Below are 16,127 nucleotides of genomic sequence, written 5' to 3' on the forward strand. Positions count from 1 at the left end.
GCTGGTCATCCTTAGCATTCACGCAGATAAGTGAGAGAATCCTGATAGGCCTTCGCAGGATCGTCAGCGCGAACGCGGCACTCGTAAACAACGTAACCCTGATAACAATCGGCACGCAGCTGGTCGAACAGAGCGGCAAAATCAAGAGAGCCGCTTCCCGGCTGATAACGATGGTTATCGGCAATATGCACATGGCCCAGCAGGTCGCGGTTCTGGTGCAGCGCTTCCGTCAGCGAGTCTTCTTCAATATTCATATGATAGAAATCGCCGATAATCTGAACATATTTCAGCCCATTCTCTTCGATGTAACGACGTGCATCCGCGAGGGTGTTGATCATGTGATCCTGATAGCGGTTCAGCGGCTCCAGGTAAACGGTGGTGCCGGTGCGCGCCGCCACCTCGTCCAGTTGGCGCAGCGAGGCGCTCACCGCCTTGCGGTCTCCTTCAAGGCTACGCGGCGACGTCATCGGCGGCAGGCGGAAGGTAAACATCCCCCAGGCGGCAGGAACCACGATTCCTTTACCGCCCACCTCTGCTAACGCTTCAAGGATGCGTTCGATCTGCGTTAATCCGTTCAGGCGACGCTCTTCGATGAAGTCACCAATCCAGCCATCGTACCCGCCGCAGGCCGTGGTAACCGGCAGCCCTGTAGCCTTAATGGCCGCTTTAATCTCTTCAAGGTTCTCCACCAGCAGCTTGCCGTCTATCTCATACCCATCAAAGCCCATGGCCTTGATGTATTGAAATTTTTCCAGGTTATTTGTCGGGAAAAAGGCCTGGTTTTGCGTTGCGATTTTCATTTTCATGCTCTCCATAGCTCAGAACGTGACGCCCATTTTGATACTCAGTTCAGGATGCTGATCGACATAGGTCATGTAGCTCTCAGCGCTGGTGGTAAACGTTACGACCGGGTCGATTAAATCTTCGCAATTGAGATAGCCGTTCATCAGCAATTCCCAGCAGGTCTCTTCAATACGCTTACGGTTCCAGCGTGGGTAATCAGGATTTGGCTCACTGCAGGCGCGGGAGAAGACAATTTTCGCATTATTGAAATGCGCTTCGCGCCCCAGGTTAAAGCCTTCCGCGAACGGTTTCGCAAAGGCCACGTATGAGATGGTGCCGCCGTACGCGAGTCCGCGCAGCGCAGACTGCAGCGCATCAGCAAAGCCGCTGGTTTCGATAATCACATCCGCGCCCTGCTTGCCGGTCAGTTTTTTGATTTCCAGACCAACATCCGTGCCAATCGGATCCAGACAGTGGTCTGCCCCATGGCGACGGGCAATGTCGCAGCGGTGCGCGATAGGATCGACACCGATAACGATTGACGCACCGGCTTTCTTTGCCAGCTGGATGGCGATCTGACCAATCGCGCCAAGCCCAACGACGACGACAAAATCCCCTACCCGCACATTGGCATCACGTACGCCGCTCATTGCGAATTGTGCCGGGTCGTAGCAGACCGCATTTTTCCAGGAGGCGCCCTGAGGCATTTTGCGCAGTTTGTAGTTGTTGACGGCATTCACAATGACCGTTTCCTGTAGCGGTCCATAACAGCAAACGCGGTCTCCGACACGGTATTCCGTTACGTCAGCGCCGCACTCAATGATGTCCCCGACGATCATGTTCCCGAGCTGGAATTTACCAAACTCGATCCCGCGAGCCGCCCCCTCTTCACGCGGCGTAAACAGTTGCCAGTCAGGGTTAAACTCTTCGTCGATAAACGGACTCGCCGCCCTGAAATCCACCACTTCGGTGCCGTGTTTCGGTGCGCCAAAGCGGGCGCGAATTTTCACTTCATGAACGGCAACGGGACGGTCTTCATATTCGACCAGCGCTGCCACACGCGGCGCTGTCGCAACTAACTTCTTCATTACTCACTCCTTGTTAAAATTGGCCGCCTCAGCCCTTAACGCCACCGGCGGTCAAACCACTTTTAATAAAACGTTCAGACAGCGCATACATAATGACCACCGGCAGTGCCGTCACCAGCGATGCCGCCATCATGCGGCCCCAGATGTAATCTGGCGTACTGAAAAGGGTGTTCAGCCCTACCGGCAAGGTGAAGTTGCTGGCGCTGGACAGGAAAATGGAGGCAAACAGATAGTCGTTCCACGCCACCATGAAGCAGTAGACAAAGACCGACACCAGACCCGAAATCGCTAACGGAACGGTAATGCGAAAGATGATTTGCAGGCGGTTAAGGCCATCCATCATCGCGGCTTCTTCTATTTCGTCCGGGATAGTGTCGAAATAGCTGCGCAGCATAAACACCGCCGTAGGTAACGTCTGAGTCACCATGGTGATAATCAGCGCCAGTTCGGTGTCATAGATGCCGAGCGCGGTGATGATTTTGAACAGCGGCACCACCAGCAGAATCCCTGAAAACATGTAGACGGTGTAGAAGCTGGCGTTGATCGTCGTACGCCCTTTAAAACGCAGTTTGGATAAGGCGTAAGCCCCCAGCGTGCCGAGAAACACGGCAACGATCGACGAGGTCAGTGACACCACCATGCTGTTACGGAAGTAATCCACAAACGGGAAAATCAGCGGGTTAAAGATGTCGATGTAATGCTGTAACGTCCACTCCTGCGGCAGAATGGTCGGATGCAGCGATATCGCCTCTCTGGCGCTTTTAAAGGAGGTCATCAGCATCACGAAAAATGGGAACAGCGTGATAATCAGGAACGCCACGAGCCCAAGGTAAAAGCCTATACGACCCAGTACGCGTTTATTTGTTGCCATTGAGATTTACCCTTTTTCTGGTCAGCAGAATGACGGCGAAAATGATCACAAACAGCACCACTGAGATAGCCGCAGCTTTACCCAAATCGTTAAAGGCAAACGCCGTTTTGTAGAGATAGACGCCCAAAATATCGACTTTGGTAGTCAGCAGGTACACGTCCGCAAACATGTAAAACATCCAGATAGTTCGCAGCGTGATGACCGTGGCCAGCACCGGCATAATCGCGGGCAGCGTGACGATGCGAAAACGTTGCCAGCCATTCGCACCATCCATTTCTGCGGCTTCGTATAACGATTTATCAATCGTTTGTAAGATCGCGAGAAACGAGATAAATGCATACGGGAAGTAGCGCCAGATGGCGAATAGCACCACCAGCACAAAGCTGCTGCCGGGGTTGTCGAACCACAACGGTGCCTGGTCATACAGATGCAGCAGGTCTACCCCCAGGTAGTTCACGATGCCGTAGCCGTTGTTGAACATGTATTTCCAGGCAAACACCAGTGAAATAGACGGCGTGACGTAAGATAAAATCACCAGCGAACGCGCCGTTTTGCGCAGCCGAAACTCCCGGTTAAAGAAGATGGCGACAGCCAGCCCTAGCCCCGTGCTACCTATCACCACCAGGGCCGTATACCAGAAGGTCATCCACAGGGAGTGCCAGAACGCTGCATCACTCAAAATACGGATGTAGTTATCCAGCCCAACAAACACCGCGCTAATGCGCGGGTTGAGCGGCAAGCGTAAGAAACTGATTTCAATGTTGGAAATCATTGGCCAGGCCACAAGGCCCCCCAGCAAAATCAGGCTGGGGGCCAACAGCAGCATGGCGAAAGGCATATCTGAACGACCAGAAAACAACGTCTTCATAATTTCCTTCCGCAGAAGCGCTCCTATCGTTGTGAAACCAGGTCAGTCAGGCGTTTCTGGCTGTTGCTTAACGTGGTGTTGAGGTCTTGCTGACCCACCGTCACGTTATGCACCATCGAACTGATGATGCCGGAACCTGTCACGTCGCCCATGCGGGTAAAGTTTTTGTCGCCCACGGCCCCAAATACCTGCACATTCGGGAACTGTGCGATCAGCTCATACGGCAGTTGACCAAAGGCTTTGATGACCTCGTTGTTTTTCCAGCTCTCGGTATCCACCACCAGTTTGTTCACCGGTAACGCCGCCCCCGGAGACATCATGACCCAGTCCGAGGCGTTTTGAGCCTGCTCCATCCAGGTCACAAATTTCTCAGCGGCTTTGGTTTCTTCTTCAGTCTGGCCGGTCGTGATCGTCAGCGACGTCACCATGCCGTAAACCGCAGACGATTTTTCCGTTGGAACCACGAAGCCCAGGTTGGCAGGATCCCCTTCTTTAAACACGGCAGGCAGAATGTAGGTGGAGTAAACCGCCATTGGCGCGGAACCGTTCATGAACGCGTCTTTGATCTCCATGACGTCGTTCGAGCCTGGCATCGTGTTCTTCGCCAGTTCTTTATAAAACGCCAGCGCGTTTAACATTTCAGGCGTATCGATCTGGATGTTGCCCTGCGCGTCGAAGACATTTGCCCCACCTGAAAGGGCAAACTGGGAGAAGGCCTGCTCGGTCATGACGCTTTCAGCGGTTGGAAGCGCGATACCGTAGTGTTTCTTAGCCGGGTCGTTGAGCATCTGACTGGCTTTCAGCAGCTGTTGCCAGTTATGCGGCTCTTTAATACCCGCCGCGGCGAGAACATCTTTGTGGTACCAGACGCCTGACAGCCAGGCGCTAATTGGCACCCCCGTCCACGCGGTGCCGTCTTCCGTGCGAACAACACGGAGAATGCCGTCATAAAATGTCTTTTCACCGACGGCTTTAATGGCTTCGCCAATTGCGTCACGGTCCAGCAACTGCTCTTTATCCATCACTTTTGCATAGTCATGGCTGACCTCAATCACCTCCGGCAGTGCGCCGGTCCGCGCGAGGGTAATGACCTTGGTGTTGTATGCATCCTCTTCTACCGGCACCTGTTTCACTGTAATGGAGGGATTCTCTTTCTCGAATTTCTCAATCAGTTTCGTGATGACGGCCTGACGCTCCTGCTCCACCGACGAATGCATAAACTCGATGGTCACAGAAGATTGTGTGTCGTCCTTGCAGCCTGATAACAGGGCGCACGAAACCAGTGCTGAAATCAGCACAATTCTCGGCATTTTCATTGTTAAGGTCCTTTTTTAGTTTTCTTTAATCCACATAACCTGCCATGGATTTAGGGTCAACGTCGTATCGTTAATATTGATCCCGGTTATTAAATCTTTTCCTGTCTGACTATTTGAAGGGAGGTGCTGAATATCATTACTGAAATTAAAGAGCGCTGTTATTCGCTCGCCGTTATCGGCAATGCGAACTATTTTCAAAACATGCTCCCCGGATGTTTCAAAGCGCGCCTGACTGTCCGGGTGGAACGCTTTTTCCTGACGGCGTAACGAAATTAACGCACTCAATCCCGAATAAACTTTATGACGAAGGCTATTAATATCGTCGAGTTTATGATCAATTTCACCGGACTGATATTTCTTTCGGTTTATTGCTCTATTATACCCTAACCGCTCCACACCCTCATAATCATTACGGGAGCCAATAATACTCTGAATATAGATTGCAGGCACACCCGGGAAACTCAACAGAACGGCATGAGCCAGAATAAAACGGGCGATGCGCAGAGTATCTTCATCCTTCTTAGCACTTAATGCATCCAGATAGGTTACATTGATTTCATACGGGCTGCGCGTACCATCAGGGTTATTTTTCCAGTTAACCAGCGCGCCTTCCTGCTGGAGTGTTTCCACCAGCGACAGAATTTCCGATTCCGGTAAAATTCCGCGTAACGGATTAAGTCCGATCCCGTCGTGCGAGGCCAAAAAGTTAAACCAGGTGGTTTGCTTTGACGGCAGTTTCAGCGATGAGGCCCACTGACAAAGTGCCCGTACATCCTGACGATGAACGGCATGCAGAACCAGTGGTGGCAAGGAGAACTGATACACCATCTGGGCTTCATTCTTGCCGTCACCAAAGTAAGAAACGTTGTCTTTATGCGGGACATTGGTCTCAGTGATGATCACCGTACCCGGTGCCACAGCGTCCGTAATGGCGCGGAAGAGTTGAATCAAACGGTGCGTTTGTTCAAGATGGATGCAGCTTGTTCCGGGGATCTTCCACATAAAACCGACCGCATCAAGGCGGATATAGCGCGCTCCTTCCATCAGGTAATGGAGAAGCACATCCACCATTGCAATCAACACCTCAGGAGAGGCGAAATTGAGGTCAACCTGATCATCGCTGAAGGTCGTCCACAGATGCCGAACGCTTCCGTCATCAAGTGTAAAAGGTGTCAGGAGAGGCAATGCACGAGGCCGTGTCACAGCAGATAAATCAGTTTGCGGATCCACGGAAATAAAGAAATCTTCATAGCCCGGTTTTTGCGCAAGATAATGAGCGAACCACTGGCTTTTCGCAGACATATGGTTGCAAACAAAATCGAACATTAAACTGGCATATTGTTTTAATTCAGCAACGTCTTGCCATGTTCCCGTTTCAGGCGCAACGTCATGGTAATCGATAACAGAAAAACCATCATCAGAGGACCACGGGTAAAAAGGTAAAAGATGCACATGAGAAAATGAACGAGAAAGCCATCTGTTATAAAAACGGGTAAAAACAGGCAGCGCTTTCTCCCCTTTATTGTAGAACTGATCGGCATAGGTTATCAGGACGATATCTTTTTCATCCCAACCGGATTTACGCCTTTCGGTAATAACAGCTGCAGCTCTGGAGATTTTCCCTGACAGTGTTTCACGGTGCGCCTCAGAAAACGATTCACCGTAAACAAGATTGATTAAATTTTTAATTTTATCGTTCACTTTATTTTTCCATGGTAGCGGTCCCACGGAACGCAATCTACTCCCATGAAAAATATCTGTCAACGGACCTGAGGGGGTAAAAACGTCTTCTCAAGGCAACTCAGCGCAGTAATGTGAGCTGCCGCAAAGAAAGACAGAAAAGGAAGAAAACGAAGAGAAATGCCGGCAGCCCTCCTCTCATAAGAGAAAGACTGCGGTATACATGGAGATCAGGATAAGTATCGACGGGAAACGCGTTTGGCCAGTTTTTGCAGCAGCGGCTCCAGCGCCACGGCCAGCAACAGTCTTACCGGCTTACGGGCAACAGATTTTATTGCCCAGCCAGCCACGCCTGCCGGGCCATAACGTAACGCCGTCAGCAGGACCAGTTTACCTGCGATTTTCAGGCCGGGTTTTACCTTCTGACCGGCCTGTTGCCAGTTTTTGTTCATCTATGTTCTCTCTTAAAGCTGACGAAAACGACTTCTCAGCGTAAAGGTATCAGACGTGACGTAACGTTCCATTTCGCGCAACCGCTTTTCACCTGCGGCGAGTTCAGCATCCACCTGGTTCAAAATGTCACTACTGCTCGGTGCGCCTTCTGCAGCCAGTTCACCTTCCGGCATGGGGTCGAGCACAAACGACAATACGATGTACGCCACCAGAGTGATAAACGCCAGACCGAAGAAAATCGATAACACCGTTACCACGCGCACCAGCTTAACCGGTACATCCAGATAGTGGGCAAGCCCCGCACAGACGCCGCGAACCATGCCCTGCTGTGGGATCCGCCACAGCTTTTTATTCAGATTCAGTCCTGACATTAACGCTCCCTCCAGTTCGGGTGTTCCGCATCCAGGATAGCTTCCAGCGCCTGAATACGTTCACGCATCTTATTCGCCTGATCGGACAGCTGTACCAGACGTTGTTGCTCGCTCTGGGAAAGGGCGTCCCGTGAAGAACGGTTGCTGTAGTGCAGCCATAACCAAATCGGCAGCACGAACAGCACGAAAATGGTCAGGGGAATAGCGAGAAAAAGCGCGCTCATGTGTACTCCTTGTCGTACGATGCGTGGCGGCACGCTCAGGTGCCGCATGAATTATTATTGATTGTCTTGCTTCATTTTGGCTTTCAGGGCCGTCAGCTGCTCGCTGATTTCATCGTCGGCTTTCAGATCGGCGAACTGCTGATCGAGCGATTTTTGCTTACCGATGCTGTGGCTTTCCGCTTCCGCTTCCATCTGATCGATACGACGTTCGAAGGACTCAAAACGCGCCATTGCTTCATCAAGCTTACCGCTGTCCAGCTGACGGCGTACATCGCGGGAAGAGTTTGCCGCCTGGTGACGCAGCGTAAGTGCCTGCTGACGCGCACGGGTTTCGCTCAGCTTGTTCTCAAGCTCGCCAATCTCTTTCTTCATACGGGTGAGCGTGTCGTCCACCAGCGTAACTTCATGTTCCAGCGCGGTAACCATATCCGCCAGTTTCTGTTTTTCAATCAATGCGGCACGGGCCAGATCTTCTTTATCTTTACGCAGCGCCAGTTCGGCTTTTTCCTGCCATTCATTAAGCTGGGCGGTAGCCTGCTCAATACGGCGGGTTAATTGCTTTTTCTCAGCCAGCGCACGGGCGGAGGTAGAACGCACTTCAACCAGCGTATCTTCCATTTCCTGAATCATCAGACGCACCAGCTTTTGCGGATCTTCCGCTTTCTCAAGCAGCGAGTTGATGTTGGCGTTCACGATGTCGGCAAAACGAGAAAAAATACCCATAATTCAATCCTCACATTTCTGTTATCGGGCGATGCCCTGCTGTACAGATAATACAATTCCCGTGCCAACTTTTTATCTTATTGATTTCACTGAATGTGATTGATTTTCGATCACATTGGAACTAAGCTCACCTGGTGAATCTCGCTAAGGAGTGGTTAATTTCATCATGGCTGAATATAAAGACAATCTACTCGGTGAGGCTAACAGCTTTCTCGAAGTACTGGAGCAGGTTTCACGCCTCGCCCCTCTCAACAAACCGGTGCTGATTATCGGCGAACGCGGCACGGGCAAGGAGCTGATCGCCAACCGACTCCACTATCTGTCCGGGCGCTGGGATGGTCCTTTTATTTCGCTTAACTGCGCCGCGCTGAATGAGAACCTGCTGGATACCGAGCTGTTCGGCCATGAAGCGGGAGCCTTTACCGGGGCGCAAAAGCGCCACCCTGGCCGTTTCGAGCGTGCCGACGGCGGCACCCTGTTCCTCGACGAGCTGGCCACCGCGCCAATGCTGGTACAGGAAAAATTGTTGCGCGTCATTGAATATGGCGAGCTGGAACGCGTCGGCGGCAGCCAGCCGCTACAGGTTAACGTGCGTCTGGTCTGTGCGACAAATGCCAACCTGCCGGAAATGGTGGCTGAGGATAAATTTCGCGCCGACCTGCTCGACCGCCTGGCTTTTGACGTCGTCCAGCTTCCGCCGCTGCGTGAACGGCGCAGCGATATTATGCTGCTGGCGGAACAGTTCGCCATTCAGATGTGCCGTGAGCTGGGTCTGCCGCTCTTTCCGGGCTTTAGCGATAATGCCCGGGAGACGCTGCTTAACTACCCCTGGCCGGGGAATATTCGCGAGCTGAAGAACGTCGTCGAACGCTCTGTCTACCGTCACGGCAGCAGCGAAACGGAACTGGACAACATTATTCTCGATCCTTTTCAGCGTAACGCGCCATCTGTTACCGCGCCGGCGCGTTCGAACGATGGGCCCTCACTCCCGCTCGATCTGCGCCAGTTTCAGCATAAGCAGGAACAACAGCTACTGGAGCAGAGCCTGAGGATGGCGAAATATAACCAGAAAGGGGCAGCTGAACTGTTGGGGCTAACCTACCACCAGTTAAGAGCATTGCTCAAAAAGCACCAGATGCGCTGACGGGCAGAGCCATTCTGACGGGATTTATCCCCGCGAGGATCCCGCGGGGATAAGAGTCATGCTACCGCAATATGCATCTGCGAAAGCATATCGGTATTCACACCGACCAGCGTGACGCTGCTGTCGCCGTAGGTGAGTAAGGCATTATCACCTTCAAACGACAGGTGGTTGAGATAGCTGTCATTATCGGCAATGTTCTGGTTAGCCATAAAGATCAGGCTGTCGCTGGCGGAGAGGTTATAGACCGTGTCATGACCAAAATCACCGTAGAAGAGAAGCGTGTTTTCGCTGCCGTTAAGGTGGATGGCGTCGTCGGCATACCCGGAAACCACATTGTTATTGTTCCCGTTTACGCTGATCTCACTGTCATTGGCTCCTGAATAGAACCAGCTGTCATTACTGGCGGTCGAGATAGTGAAGCTGTTCTCTGTATCGGCATAATAGCTTTTCGCATACGCGATTGAGCCACTGTCACCTTCTAAGCCATAATCCGTGACCTGCCATGTCGCGTTCTGGTTGATGTTAATACCAAACAGGCTGAACAAGGTGTGGTCTGCGTTAACGTAATGGATATCTTCCGCCCGTGTAATATCGCCGGTGGAATATTTAAAGTACAGCGTCCCTTCTGCATCGTGGCTAAACGTAAAATCGGCAATATGACATTCCGTTACGTAGGTGTTAGTCCCTGCGCCGCCATAAATAACGTTGTAGCCGCTGTGATCTTTAAAACTGTCATCTCCCCCACCACCGCAGAGATAATCGTTACCCTTCCCTCCTTGTAATAAATCATTTGTTTCGGTACCAATAATAAATGTTGATCCCACATGCGTTACGGATTTATTGAGATCCGAAACCCAGGTCGTGGAACGGTATGCTTCAGAAAGATTAGAAACAATGATATTGGAATTTTGATGGGTGAAATCATAGATTTCAGAATCCATAATTCGTAATGCACCGTCCGTATAGCCCTGACCGGAGTGCCCGGCCCAGGACGCCATATTCGCGATCGAAAAGATCTTACAATCGTTGGTCAGGCCGGCATAGTAATCATTAAAGGAGACGATGTTGTTGGTGCAGGTTTCAAGCGGCGTGTCGTGGTTAAATAAACTGTCCAGCGTCAAGCTATGACCCGTTAACACACGAAATACCGGATCGTTCTCATAACCAATATTAAGCACTTTGTCATCGGCCAAGTTTTGAGTCGGAGAGGCGAATGCGACGTAGCTTGCGTCTTCAAAGAAACCACCCCACTGGCCCTGTGCGGACAGGGTTGCCATGCTGTTAACAGCCAGTCCGCCAAGACTATGTCCGGTAATGATGATGTCATTACCGGTCAGGCCATTTGCCGTGGCAAACGCGGCCACCGAACTCATGAGGTTTTTATACGCGTTGAGAACATAGTTATCCGCATAGCCGTCGACGAGTGCAGATAATACGTCGCTGACGGTATCCATCGCGGTATTGATGGTATGCTGAAGTGAAGGCGCGCTGGCATAAGTGCCCGTCCCCCAGAAGCTAATGCCTATATTGACCAGCTTGCCATTGGCGTCATATTTTCCCATAACGTTGCATTCAGCGCTGGTTTCAAGAAGACTTTCGCCATAAAAAGCACCATAGGGATTAGTACAGCCGCTGTAGTTAAGCGTGGTCCCGTCTAATACTTTCCAGCCATTTTCTTCTGTATAGGTATAATCAGCATACGTGGCTGCACCAAAATTGATACTTTCAATGGTCAGTGCATCCTTAATAAGCTGCGTGTTTTTCTCGCCCTGATAATCGAATACAGGCATAGTCGTCCCTCTGTTTATTATCAACAATCATTGAGCAAAATACGAATCAAGTAACATAACGTTATCATTGTTTATTTCGCCCGTCTGCGCGAGCAAACTGACCCATGCCTTAATGACAGCATGTTTTTCTGCAGTAAGCTCAACTTTGGTTTTATAGAAAGATTGTTCTGCATTTAATAAATCGATATTCATGCGCTGACCAGCCTGAATGCTTTTTTTCGTCGCTTCAATCTGACGCCTGGCGGCGTCCACCGCGGAAGCATAGGCAGCAAGGCGCTCTGACGCATGGAGGCATTTATTTAAGGATTTTTTAATTTCGCTGTAGGTCGCCAGCCGCTGTGCATCGTGAAGATATTTTGCCTGCTCATAGCGGGCCGCTGCCTGACGCAGGGACGCTGAAACGCCGCCCCCGGAAAAGAGATCCATGCTGACGCGCAGGCCTATGCTGTCGGTACGATATTTCTGATGAATGGTATTGTCGTTGCTTGAATCGTTCTCCGAATGCATCGCGTAAAGCTGTACCCGGGGAAGCGCGCCAGCGCGACTGCGTTCAATTTCATAGCGTTTTTCTTCCACGCTATGTCCGGCAGAAAGAATATCGGGATTATGCGCGGCTGCCTTTTGTTCCCAGTATCGATAGTCTCCTGATGCCAGCGGCAGCCTAAGCGGCTTTTCACCGAGTATCGGCAGCGCTGCCGTCTGCGAGAGATCCATGCCCACGATCGCTGATAACGCAACGTTAGCCGTATCCAGCGTATCGCGCGCCTCCACCTCATCCGCAATCGCCAGGCTGAGCGCAGAGGCGGTCTCGGTGACATCCGTTACTGCTCCCTCACCGGCCTCAAACTGTCGCTGAGCCTGCTTTTTCTGCTCTTCCAGCCCCTGACGATGCAGAGCCGCAAGCTGAAGCCGTTGATGCGCCTCGGTAAGATCCAGCCAGGCGGTAATGAAACGGTTTTGCAGATCAATCAGACTGCTTCGGTAGCGTTCATCAGACTGCATTTTTTTGATAATGCCGATGCGATACCCCGCATAGGCATCGTAATCAAACAGCGGCTGAACAACGGTAACCGATCCCGAATAACTGTCATATTGTTGATGTTGCACCACCTCAGAACGCTCCCCCAACAAATTTGTCTGCTGGTACTGCTGTCGCTGCCAGTTACGCGGTGCGCGTTGATAGCTAACGCTGACTTTTGGCAGTAACCCGGCGCGACCGATGGGGATGTACTCTTCTCCGGCAAGCTGATCCTTCACAGCAGCGCGGTACTGCGGATCGTTGTCCAGCGCCATGAACCAGCCCTGGGTCAGTGTCAGCGCATCTGCTGAAAAGGGCATCATCAGCGCGAGCAGATACACAACAGGTATGAATTTTGCGGTAAGCATCTTTACTCCTCGATGAACGACCGCGATGCACGATCCACAATGGGTTTCAGCAGATAGCTCAACAGCGAGCGCTCTCCGGCTTTAATAAAGACCTCTACTGGCATACCCGGTTTAACCTCCTCGCTCTTCAGCTTTTTCATCCCCTCCGGCGTAACGGCGATCTGAATCTTGTAGTACGGCTGCTGGGTGGTGGGATCGGTCTGGCGATCCGCTGACACCAGCGATACCCGGGCCGGGATTTTCGGCGTGCTTTGCTGGTTGAAGGCGGTAAACATCAGGGTAACGGGCATGCCCTTATGGACTTTATCGATCAGGGCGACGTCAATTTGTGAGTCGATAATCAGGGGGGAGGCCTGCGGGACAATTTCCAGTAGCTGCTCGCCCGCGCTCACCACCGCGCTGTCGCTGGCAAGCGCGAGGTTCATTACCACACCATCCTGCGGTGCGACAACGCGGGTCAGGGAGAGATCGACACCGGAGAGCGTCAGCTGTTTTTTGCTCTCGCTGACCTGCAGGCGAAGCTGGTCAATTTGCGTTTCAATATCTTTCCGGTTATCAATCAACCGCTGCTGCATGCCGCGTTTGAGCTGGGCGATCTGATTCCCTAACTCTACGATTTTGCTGCGGGTTTCACCCACCTCGCCCGCCAGAGACGCCGATTGCACCTGGATATCGAGATAGCGGTTACGGGGGAAATAGCCCTCTTCCATTAGTGGTTTCAGGTCTTTGAGTTGACGATTTAACAGTGCGAGTCCTTGCGCTTTCGTCTCGCAGGTTCTGGCAAGCGAATCGCGCTGGCGAGCCAGCCCTGCAATGGCCTGAGCGTCATTTTCCTGAGCATTTTTCAGCGCCTCCTGTCGGGCCTGCATAAGCTGGCGTTGCTGAGCCACTATGGGCTTGATCGCATCCCGCAGGGCTTCGTCTTCTGTCTCAGGGGGCAAGGTCAGCGTTTGCATGCCCGCCAGCTCAGACTGCAGGCGGCTTTCAGCAATGAGCGACGTCAGATAATGCTGGCGCGCAGCGGAGAGTTGGGCGAGCGTCGATTGCTGGCTGAGCAGCACCAGCAGGTCGCCTTTATGTACCGTCTGCCCCTCTTTGACGGCGATGCTTGTCACCACACCGCCTGTGGGTGCCTGAACGGCCTTACGGTAGCCGTCCACCACCACGGTTCCGGTGGAAACAACACCTTTATCCAGCGGCGCCAGTGCCGCCCAGAGCAAGAAAGATCCCAGACCTGCCAGCAACACTACCCAGCCAAGGCGGACAAACGGAACGACGTCAACAAGGGGCGTCTTCTGCGCATCGCTATTATGCATGGGCTTTTCCTTGTTCAGCAGGGACGCTGTGTGTCTTATTTACCGGGCGAGCTGACTGCTGTAAGAGTTGTGCCGTTGGGCCATAAAGCTTGGTTTTTCCGCCTTCCAGGACGAGCAAATGGCTGGTCAGCGGCAATATTCCCGGACGATGAGAAATGATGACAACGCTTTTTTTCTGCTGCCGGAGCTGCCGGATAACCTGCTGCAAAGCCTGCTCACCCGATTCATCGAGGTGAGCGTTGGGCTCATCAAGGGTCACCAGTGCCGGATTGCCGTACAGCGCCCGGGCCAGGCCAATGCGCTGTTTTTGCCCACCCGACAGGGCCATACCCTGCTCGCCGGTCAGGGTGTTATACCCGTCAGGCATACGCAAAATCATGTCGTGGATCCCGGCCTGCTTTGCCGTGGCGATCAGTTGCGTTGAATCAATCTCCCCAAACTGGGCAATATTCTCAGCGAGGGTTCCCGTGAAAAGCGTAACGTCCTGCGGCAAGTAGCCGATTCCGGGACCCGGCTTCTGCTTCTGCCACTGATAAATATCCGCCCCATCCAGCCTGACGTCCCCCTCTCCGGCAGGCCAGACACCGCACAACACTCTGGCGAGACAGGATTTCCCCGATGCACTGGCTCCCACAATTCCCAGCACCTCACCCGGGTTTACCCGCAGAGTGATGTTTTGCAGTATGGGCTGCCGGGGGTTTCCCGGAGGGAAAACGGTGACATTCTCCACCGTGAGCACTCCCTGCGCAGCTGGCAGGCGTATGCTCTCCTGCGCCGGGGGAAAGTCTCCCGTCAGACGAACCACGCGTTCCCATGCCAGACGAGCTGACCGGTAGCCTTTCGCCACGCTGATGAGTTGTTCCACCGGTGACAGCGCTCTTCCGAGCAAAATTGAGCCCGCGATCATCATACCCGGCGAGATGTCTCCCAGAATCGCCAGCCAGCAGCCCAGCCCCAACATCAGGGACTGAAGCGCCATGCGTACGGTTTTGGTGACGGCAGACATCAATACAGCGCGTTCACTGGCCGCACTCTGGCTATAAAGGAACTGTTGATGTCCGCGCCACCAGCGCGCCTTAACGTTGTCAGTCATCCCCAGGGCATGCAGCGTCTCAGCAGATTGTAAGGAGCTGTTAGCCTGGTGATTTGAGATCAAGGCATACCCCCCCGCTTCATTCAAAAGTTGACGCGTCGTTTTTTCGTTAATAAACGCCAGGGCCAGCAGCAGACATGCGCCTGAAAGCGAGAACACCCCGAGCCAGGTGTTAAAAAGAAAAATAACGCCGAGGTAAACGGGAAACCAAATGGAATCAAAAACCGCAAATAACGCCGGGCCGGTAACAAACTGGCGTATAACGGTGAGGTCGCTGATAGCCTGCCCGGCATTCGGGCTGTGCTTAACGAGATTACTTTCACATGCAGCGGTATAGATTGCAGGCGAAAGCGCATTATCAAACTGATTACCCAATCGGATGATGACGATGCCACGCGCGTAATCAAGGAGTGCCATGACGGCAAACATAAATAACACCAGCAGCGTCAACATAAAAAGCGTTGTGGTATTCCCGGATGACAGCGCGCGATCGTAAACCTGTAACATATAAATAGATGGTGCCAGCATCAGTATATTTATGACCGATGAGAAAAACGCAATCGTCACGAATATGCGCGTGCGAACGCGTGCAAAATTCTTAATTAGCCCCAAAGGTTCAATCATTCCCTAACTCTCTGATGTTTTGGTCACTTCTCATGCCATGAGAAAGACGCGAGACGTCCATGATGAAAAAGATTTAACATTAAATATAAAAAAGCAGACAATCAGGCGCAGTGCCGTTCGGTATGCCCCAACAGAAAACTGTAATTTTCTTAGATGTTATGATGATTCATTTTATTCTTTTTTTCTTTCACCCTGCCAAATTGCAGGATCAGAGGGTCAGTATATAAATCAACATTACTCGTAACGCAACCATTAATTAAGCAAGTATACGTTTAGTGAATATTTCTTATTGTAATACATCGACTCAATAATAATTCACGCCATCACATCATGCTTGCACAGGATAAACAGCGCGCACTTTATTATGGGGTTTTATTGCCCACCCAATATCGCATCG

General features: G+C 52.0%; 15 protein-coding genes. 1 reads left to right on the forward strand and 14 read right to left on the reverse strand.

Features of this window, described 5'->3' with window-relative positions; all coding sequences use genetic code 11:
- Positions 1–11: 11 nt before the first annotated feature.
- From APU11_RS24240 to pspA, 10 genes are all read right to left on the reverse strand, one after another.
- Positions 12–800: a sugar phosphate isomerase/epimerase family protein gene (locus APU11_RS24240; RefSeq protein WP_058651315.1), complete on the reverse strand. Its 789-nt coding sequence runs from the start codon at positions 798–800 to the stop codon at positions 12–14.
- Between the two features lie 18 nt (positions 801–818).
- Complete coding sequence (locus APU11_RS24245) at positions 819–1,871, reverse strand: zinc-binding alcohol dehydrogenase (protein ID WP_013096411.1); 1,053 nt, start codon at positions 1,869–1,871, stop codon at positions 819–821.
- Positions 1,872–1,899: 28 nt separating this feature from the next.
- Positions 1,900–2,742 (reverse strand): carbohydrate ABC transporter permease, encoded by an 843-nt coding sequence (locus APU11_RS24250; protein WP_058651266.1) that lies wholly within the window; start codon positions 2,740–2,742, stop codon positions 1,900–1,902.
- Positions 2,729–3,610 carry a sugar ABC transporter permease gene (locus APU11_RS24255; RefSeq protein WP_013096409.1) on the reverse strand — a complete coding sequence of 294 codons (882 nt, stop codon included), beginning with the start codon at positions 3,608–3,610 and terminating at the stop codon, positions 2,729–2,731. Before APU11_RS24255 ends, APU11_RS24250 begins: the two co-directional genes overlap by 14 nt.
- Before the next feature lie 23 nt (positions 3,611–3,633).
- Positions 3,634–4,926, reverse strand: coding sequence for an ABC transporter substrate-binding protein (locus tag APU11_RS24260; RefSeq protein WP_013096408.1), 1,293 nt, complete (start codon positions 4,924–4,926; stop codon positions 3,634–3,636).
- A 15-nt stretch (positions 4,927–4,941) separates the two neighbouring features.
- The gene (locus APU11_RS24265) at positions 4,942–6,627 is read right to left on the reverse strand and encodes a sugar phosphorylase (RefSeq protein ID WP_058651265.1); all 1,686 of its coding nucleotides are present in this window, start codon (positions 6,625–6,627) and stop codon (positions 4,942–4,944) included.
- A 209-nt stretch (positions 6,628–6,836) separates the two neighbouring features.
- Positions 6,837–7,058 carry a phage shock protein PspD gene (gene pspD, locus APU11_RS24270; protein WP_058651264.1) on the reverse strand — a complete coding sequence of 74 codons (222 nt, stop codon included), beginning with the start codon at positions 7,056–7,058 and terminating at the stop codon, positions 6,837–6,839.
- Between the two features lie 12 nt (positions 7,059–7,070).
- Positions 7,071–7,430, reverse strand: coding sequence for an envelope stress response membrane protein PspC (pspC, locus tag APU11_RS24275; protein WP_013096405.1), 360 nt, complete (start codon positions 7,428–7,430; stop codon positions 7,071–7,073).
- On the reverse strand, positions 7,430–7,654 hold the full coding sequence (gene pspB, locus APU11_RS24280) for an envelope stress response membrane protein PspB (protein WP_013096404.1): 225 nt from the start codon (positions 7,652–7,654) through the stop codon (positions 7,430–7,432). The genes pspC and pspB overlap by 1 nt, the downstream gene beginning before the upstream one ends.
- A 54-nt stretch (positions 7,655–7,708) precedes the next feature.
- The gene (pspA, locus tag APU11_RS24285) at positions 7,709–8,377 is read right to left on the reverse strand and encodes a phage shock protein PspA (RefSeq protein ID WP_058651263.1); all 669 of its coding nucleotides are present in this window, start codon (positions 8,375–8,377) and stop codon (positions 7,709–7,711) included.
- Between the two features lie 166 nt (positions 8,378–8,543).
- On the opposite strand from pspA, the gene pspF reads away from it, so the two are divergent.
- A complete protein-coding gene (gene pspF, locus APU11_RS24290; protein WP_047023082.1) occupies positions 8,544–9,521 on the forward strand; it encodes a phage shock protein operon transcriptional activator in 978 nt (325 codons plus the stop codon).
- A gap of 56 nt (positions 9,522–9,577) precedes the next feature.
- Here pspF and APU11_RS24295 read toward each other — a convergent pair whose 3' ends face one another.
- Genes APU11_RS24295 through APU11_RS24310 form a run of 4 tightly spaced genes read right to left on the reverse strand, consistent with a single transcriptional unit; the run spans position 9,578 to position 15,730 of the window.
- The gene (locus APU11_RS24295; RefSeq protein ID WP_023622385.1) at positions 9,578–11,311 is read right to left on the reverse strand and encodes a lipase; all 1,734 of its coding nucleotides are present in this window, start codon (positions 11,309–11,311) and stop codon (positions 9,578–9,580) included.
- Between the two features lie 27 nt (positions 11,312–11,338).
- Positions 11,339–12,697 (reverse strand): TolC family outer membrane protein, encoded by a 1,359-nt coding sequence (locus APU11_RS24300; protein ID WP_058651262.1) that lies wholly within the window; start codon positions 12,695–12,697, stop codon positions 11,339–11,341.
- A 2-nt stretch (positions 12,698–12,699) separates the two neighbouring features.
- Positions 12,700–14,013 carry an HlyD family type I secretion periplasmic adaptor subunit gene (locus APU11_RS24305; protein ID WP_058651261.1) on the reverse strand — a complete coding sequence of 438 codons (1,314 nt, stop codon included), beginning with the start codon at positions 14,011–14,013 and terminating at the stop codon, positions 12,700–12,702.
- Entirely contained in the window at positions 14,006–15,730 is a 1,725-nt protein-coding gene (locus tag APU11_RS24310) for a type I secretion system permease/ATPase (protein WP_080396969.1), read from the reverse strand. The genes APU11_RS24305 and APU11_RS24310 overlap by 8 nt, the downstream gene beginning before the upstream one ends.
- Between the last annotated feature and the right edge of the window lie 397 nt (positions 15,731–16,127).

This window comes from Enterobacter sp. 50793107, assembly GCF_001463365.1.
Taxonomy (GTDB): domain Bacteria; phylum Pseudomonadota; class Gammaproteobacteria; order Enterobacterales; family Enterobacteriaceae; genus Enterobacter; species Enterobacter cloacae.

Bases quoted from the DNA above. Each gene is read 5' to 3' on its own strand.
- APU11_RS24295 (WP_023622385.1), bottom strand. From the start codon at position 11,311: ATGCCTGTATTCGATTATCAGGGCGAGAAAAACACGCAGCTTATTAAG.
- pspC (WP_013096405.1), bottom strand. From the start codon at position 7,430: ATGTCAGGACTGAATCTGAATAAAAAGCTGTGGCGGATCCCACAGCAG.
- pspF (WP_047023082.1), top strand. From the start codon at position 8,544: ATGGCTGAATATAAAGACAATCTACTCGGTGAGGCTAACAGCTTTCTC.
- pspD (WP_058651264.1), bottom strand. From the start codon at position 7,058: ATGAACAAAAACTGGCAACAGGCCGGTCAGAAGGTAAAACCCGGCCTG.
- APU11_RS24260 (WP_013096408.1), bottom strand. From the start codon at position 4,926: ATGAAAATGCCGAGAATTGTGCTGATTTCAGCACTGGTTTCGTGCGCC.
- APU11_RS24305 (WP_058651261.1), bottom strand. From the start codon at position 14,013: ATGCATAATAGCGATGCGCAGAAGACGCCCCTTGTTGACGTCGTTCCG.
- APU11_RS24240 (WP_058651315.1), bottom strand. From the start codon at position 800: ATGAAAATCGCAACGCAAAACCAGGCCTTTTTCCCGACAAATAACCTG.
- pspB (WP_013096404.1), bottom strand. From the start codon at position 7,654: ATGAGCGCGCTTTTTCTCGCTATTCCCCTGACCATTTTCGTGCTGTTC.
- APU11_RS24245 (WP_013096411.1), bottom strand. From the start codon at position 1,871: ATGAAGAAGTTAGTTGCGACAGCGCCGCGTGTGGCAGCGCTGGTCGAA.
- pspA (WP_058651263.1), bottom strand. From the start codon at position 8,377: ATGGGTATTTTTTCTCGTTTTGCCGACATCGTGAACGCCAACATCAAC.
- APU11_RS24250 (WP_058651266.1), bottom strand. From the start codon at position 2,742: ATGGCAACAAATAAACGCGTACTGGGTCGTATAGGCTTTTACCTTGGG.
- APU11_RS24300 (WP_058651262.1), bottom strand. From the start codon at position 12,697: ATGCTTACCGCAAAATTCATACCTGTTGTGTATCTGCTCGCGCTGATG.
- APU11_RS24255 (WP_013096409.1), bottom strand. From the start codon at position 3,610: ATGAAGACGTTGTTTTCTGGTCGTTCAGATATGCCTTTCGCCATGCTG.
- APU11_RS24310 (WP_080396969.1), bottom strand. From the start codon at position 15,730: ATGATTGAACCTTTGGGGCTAATTAAGAATTTTGCACGCGTTCGCACG.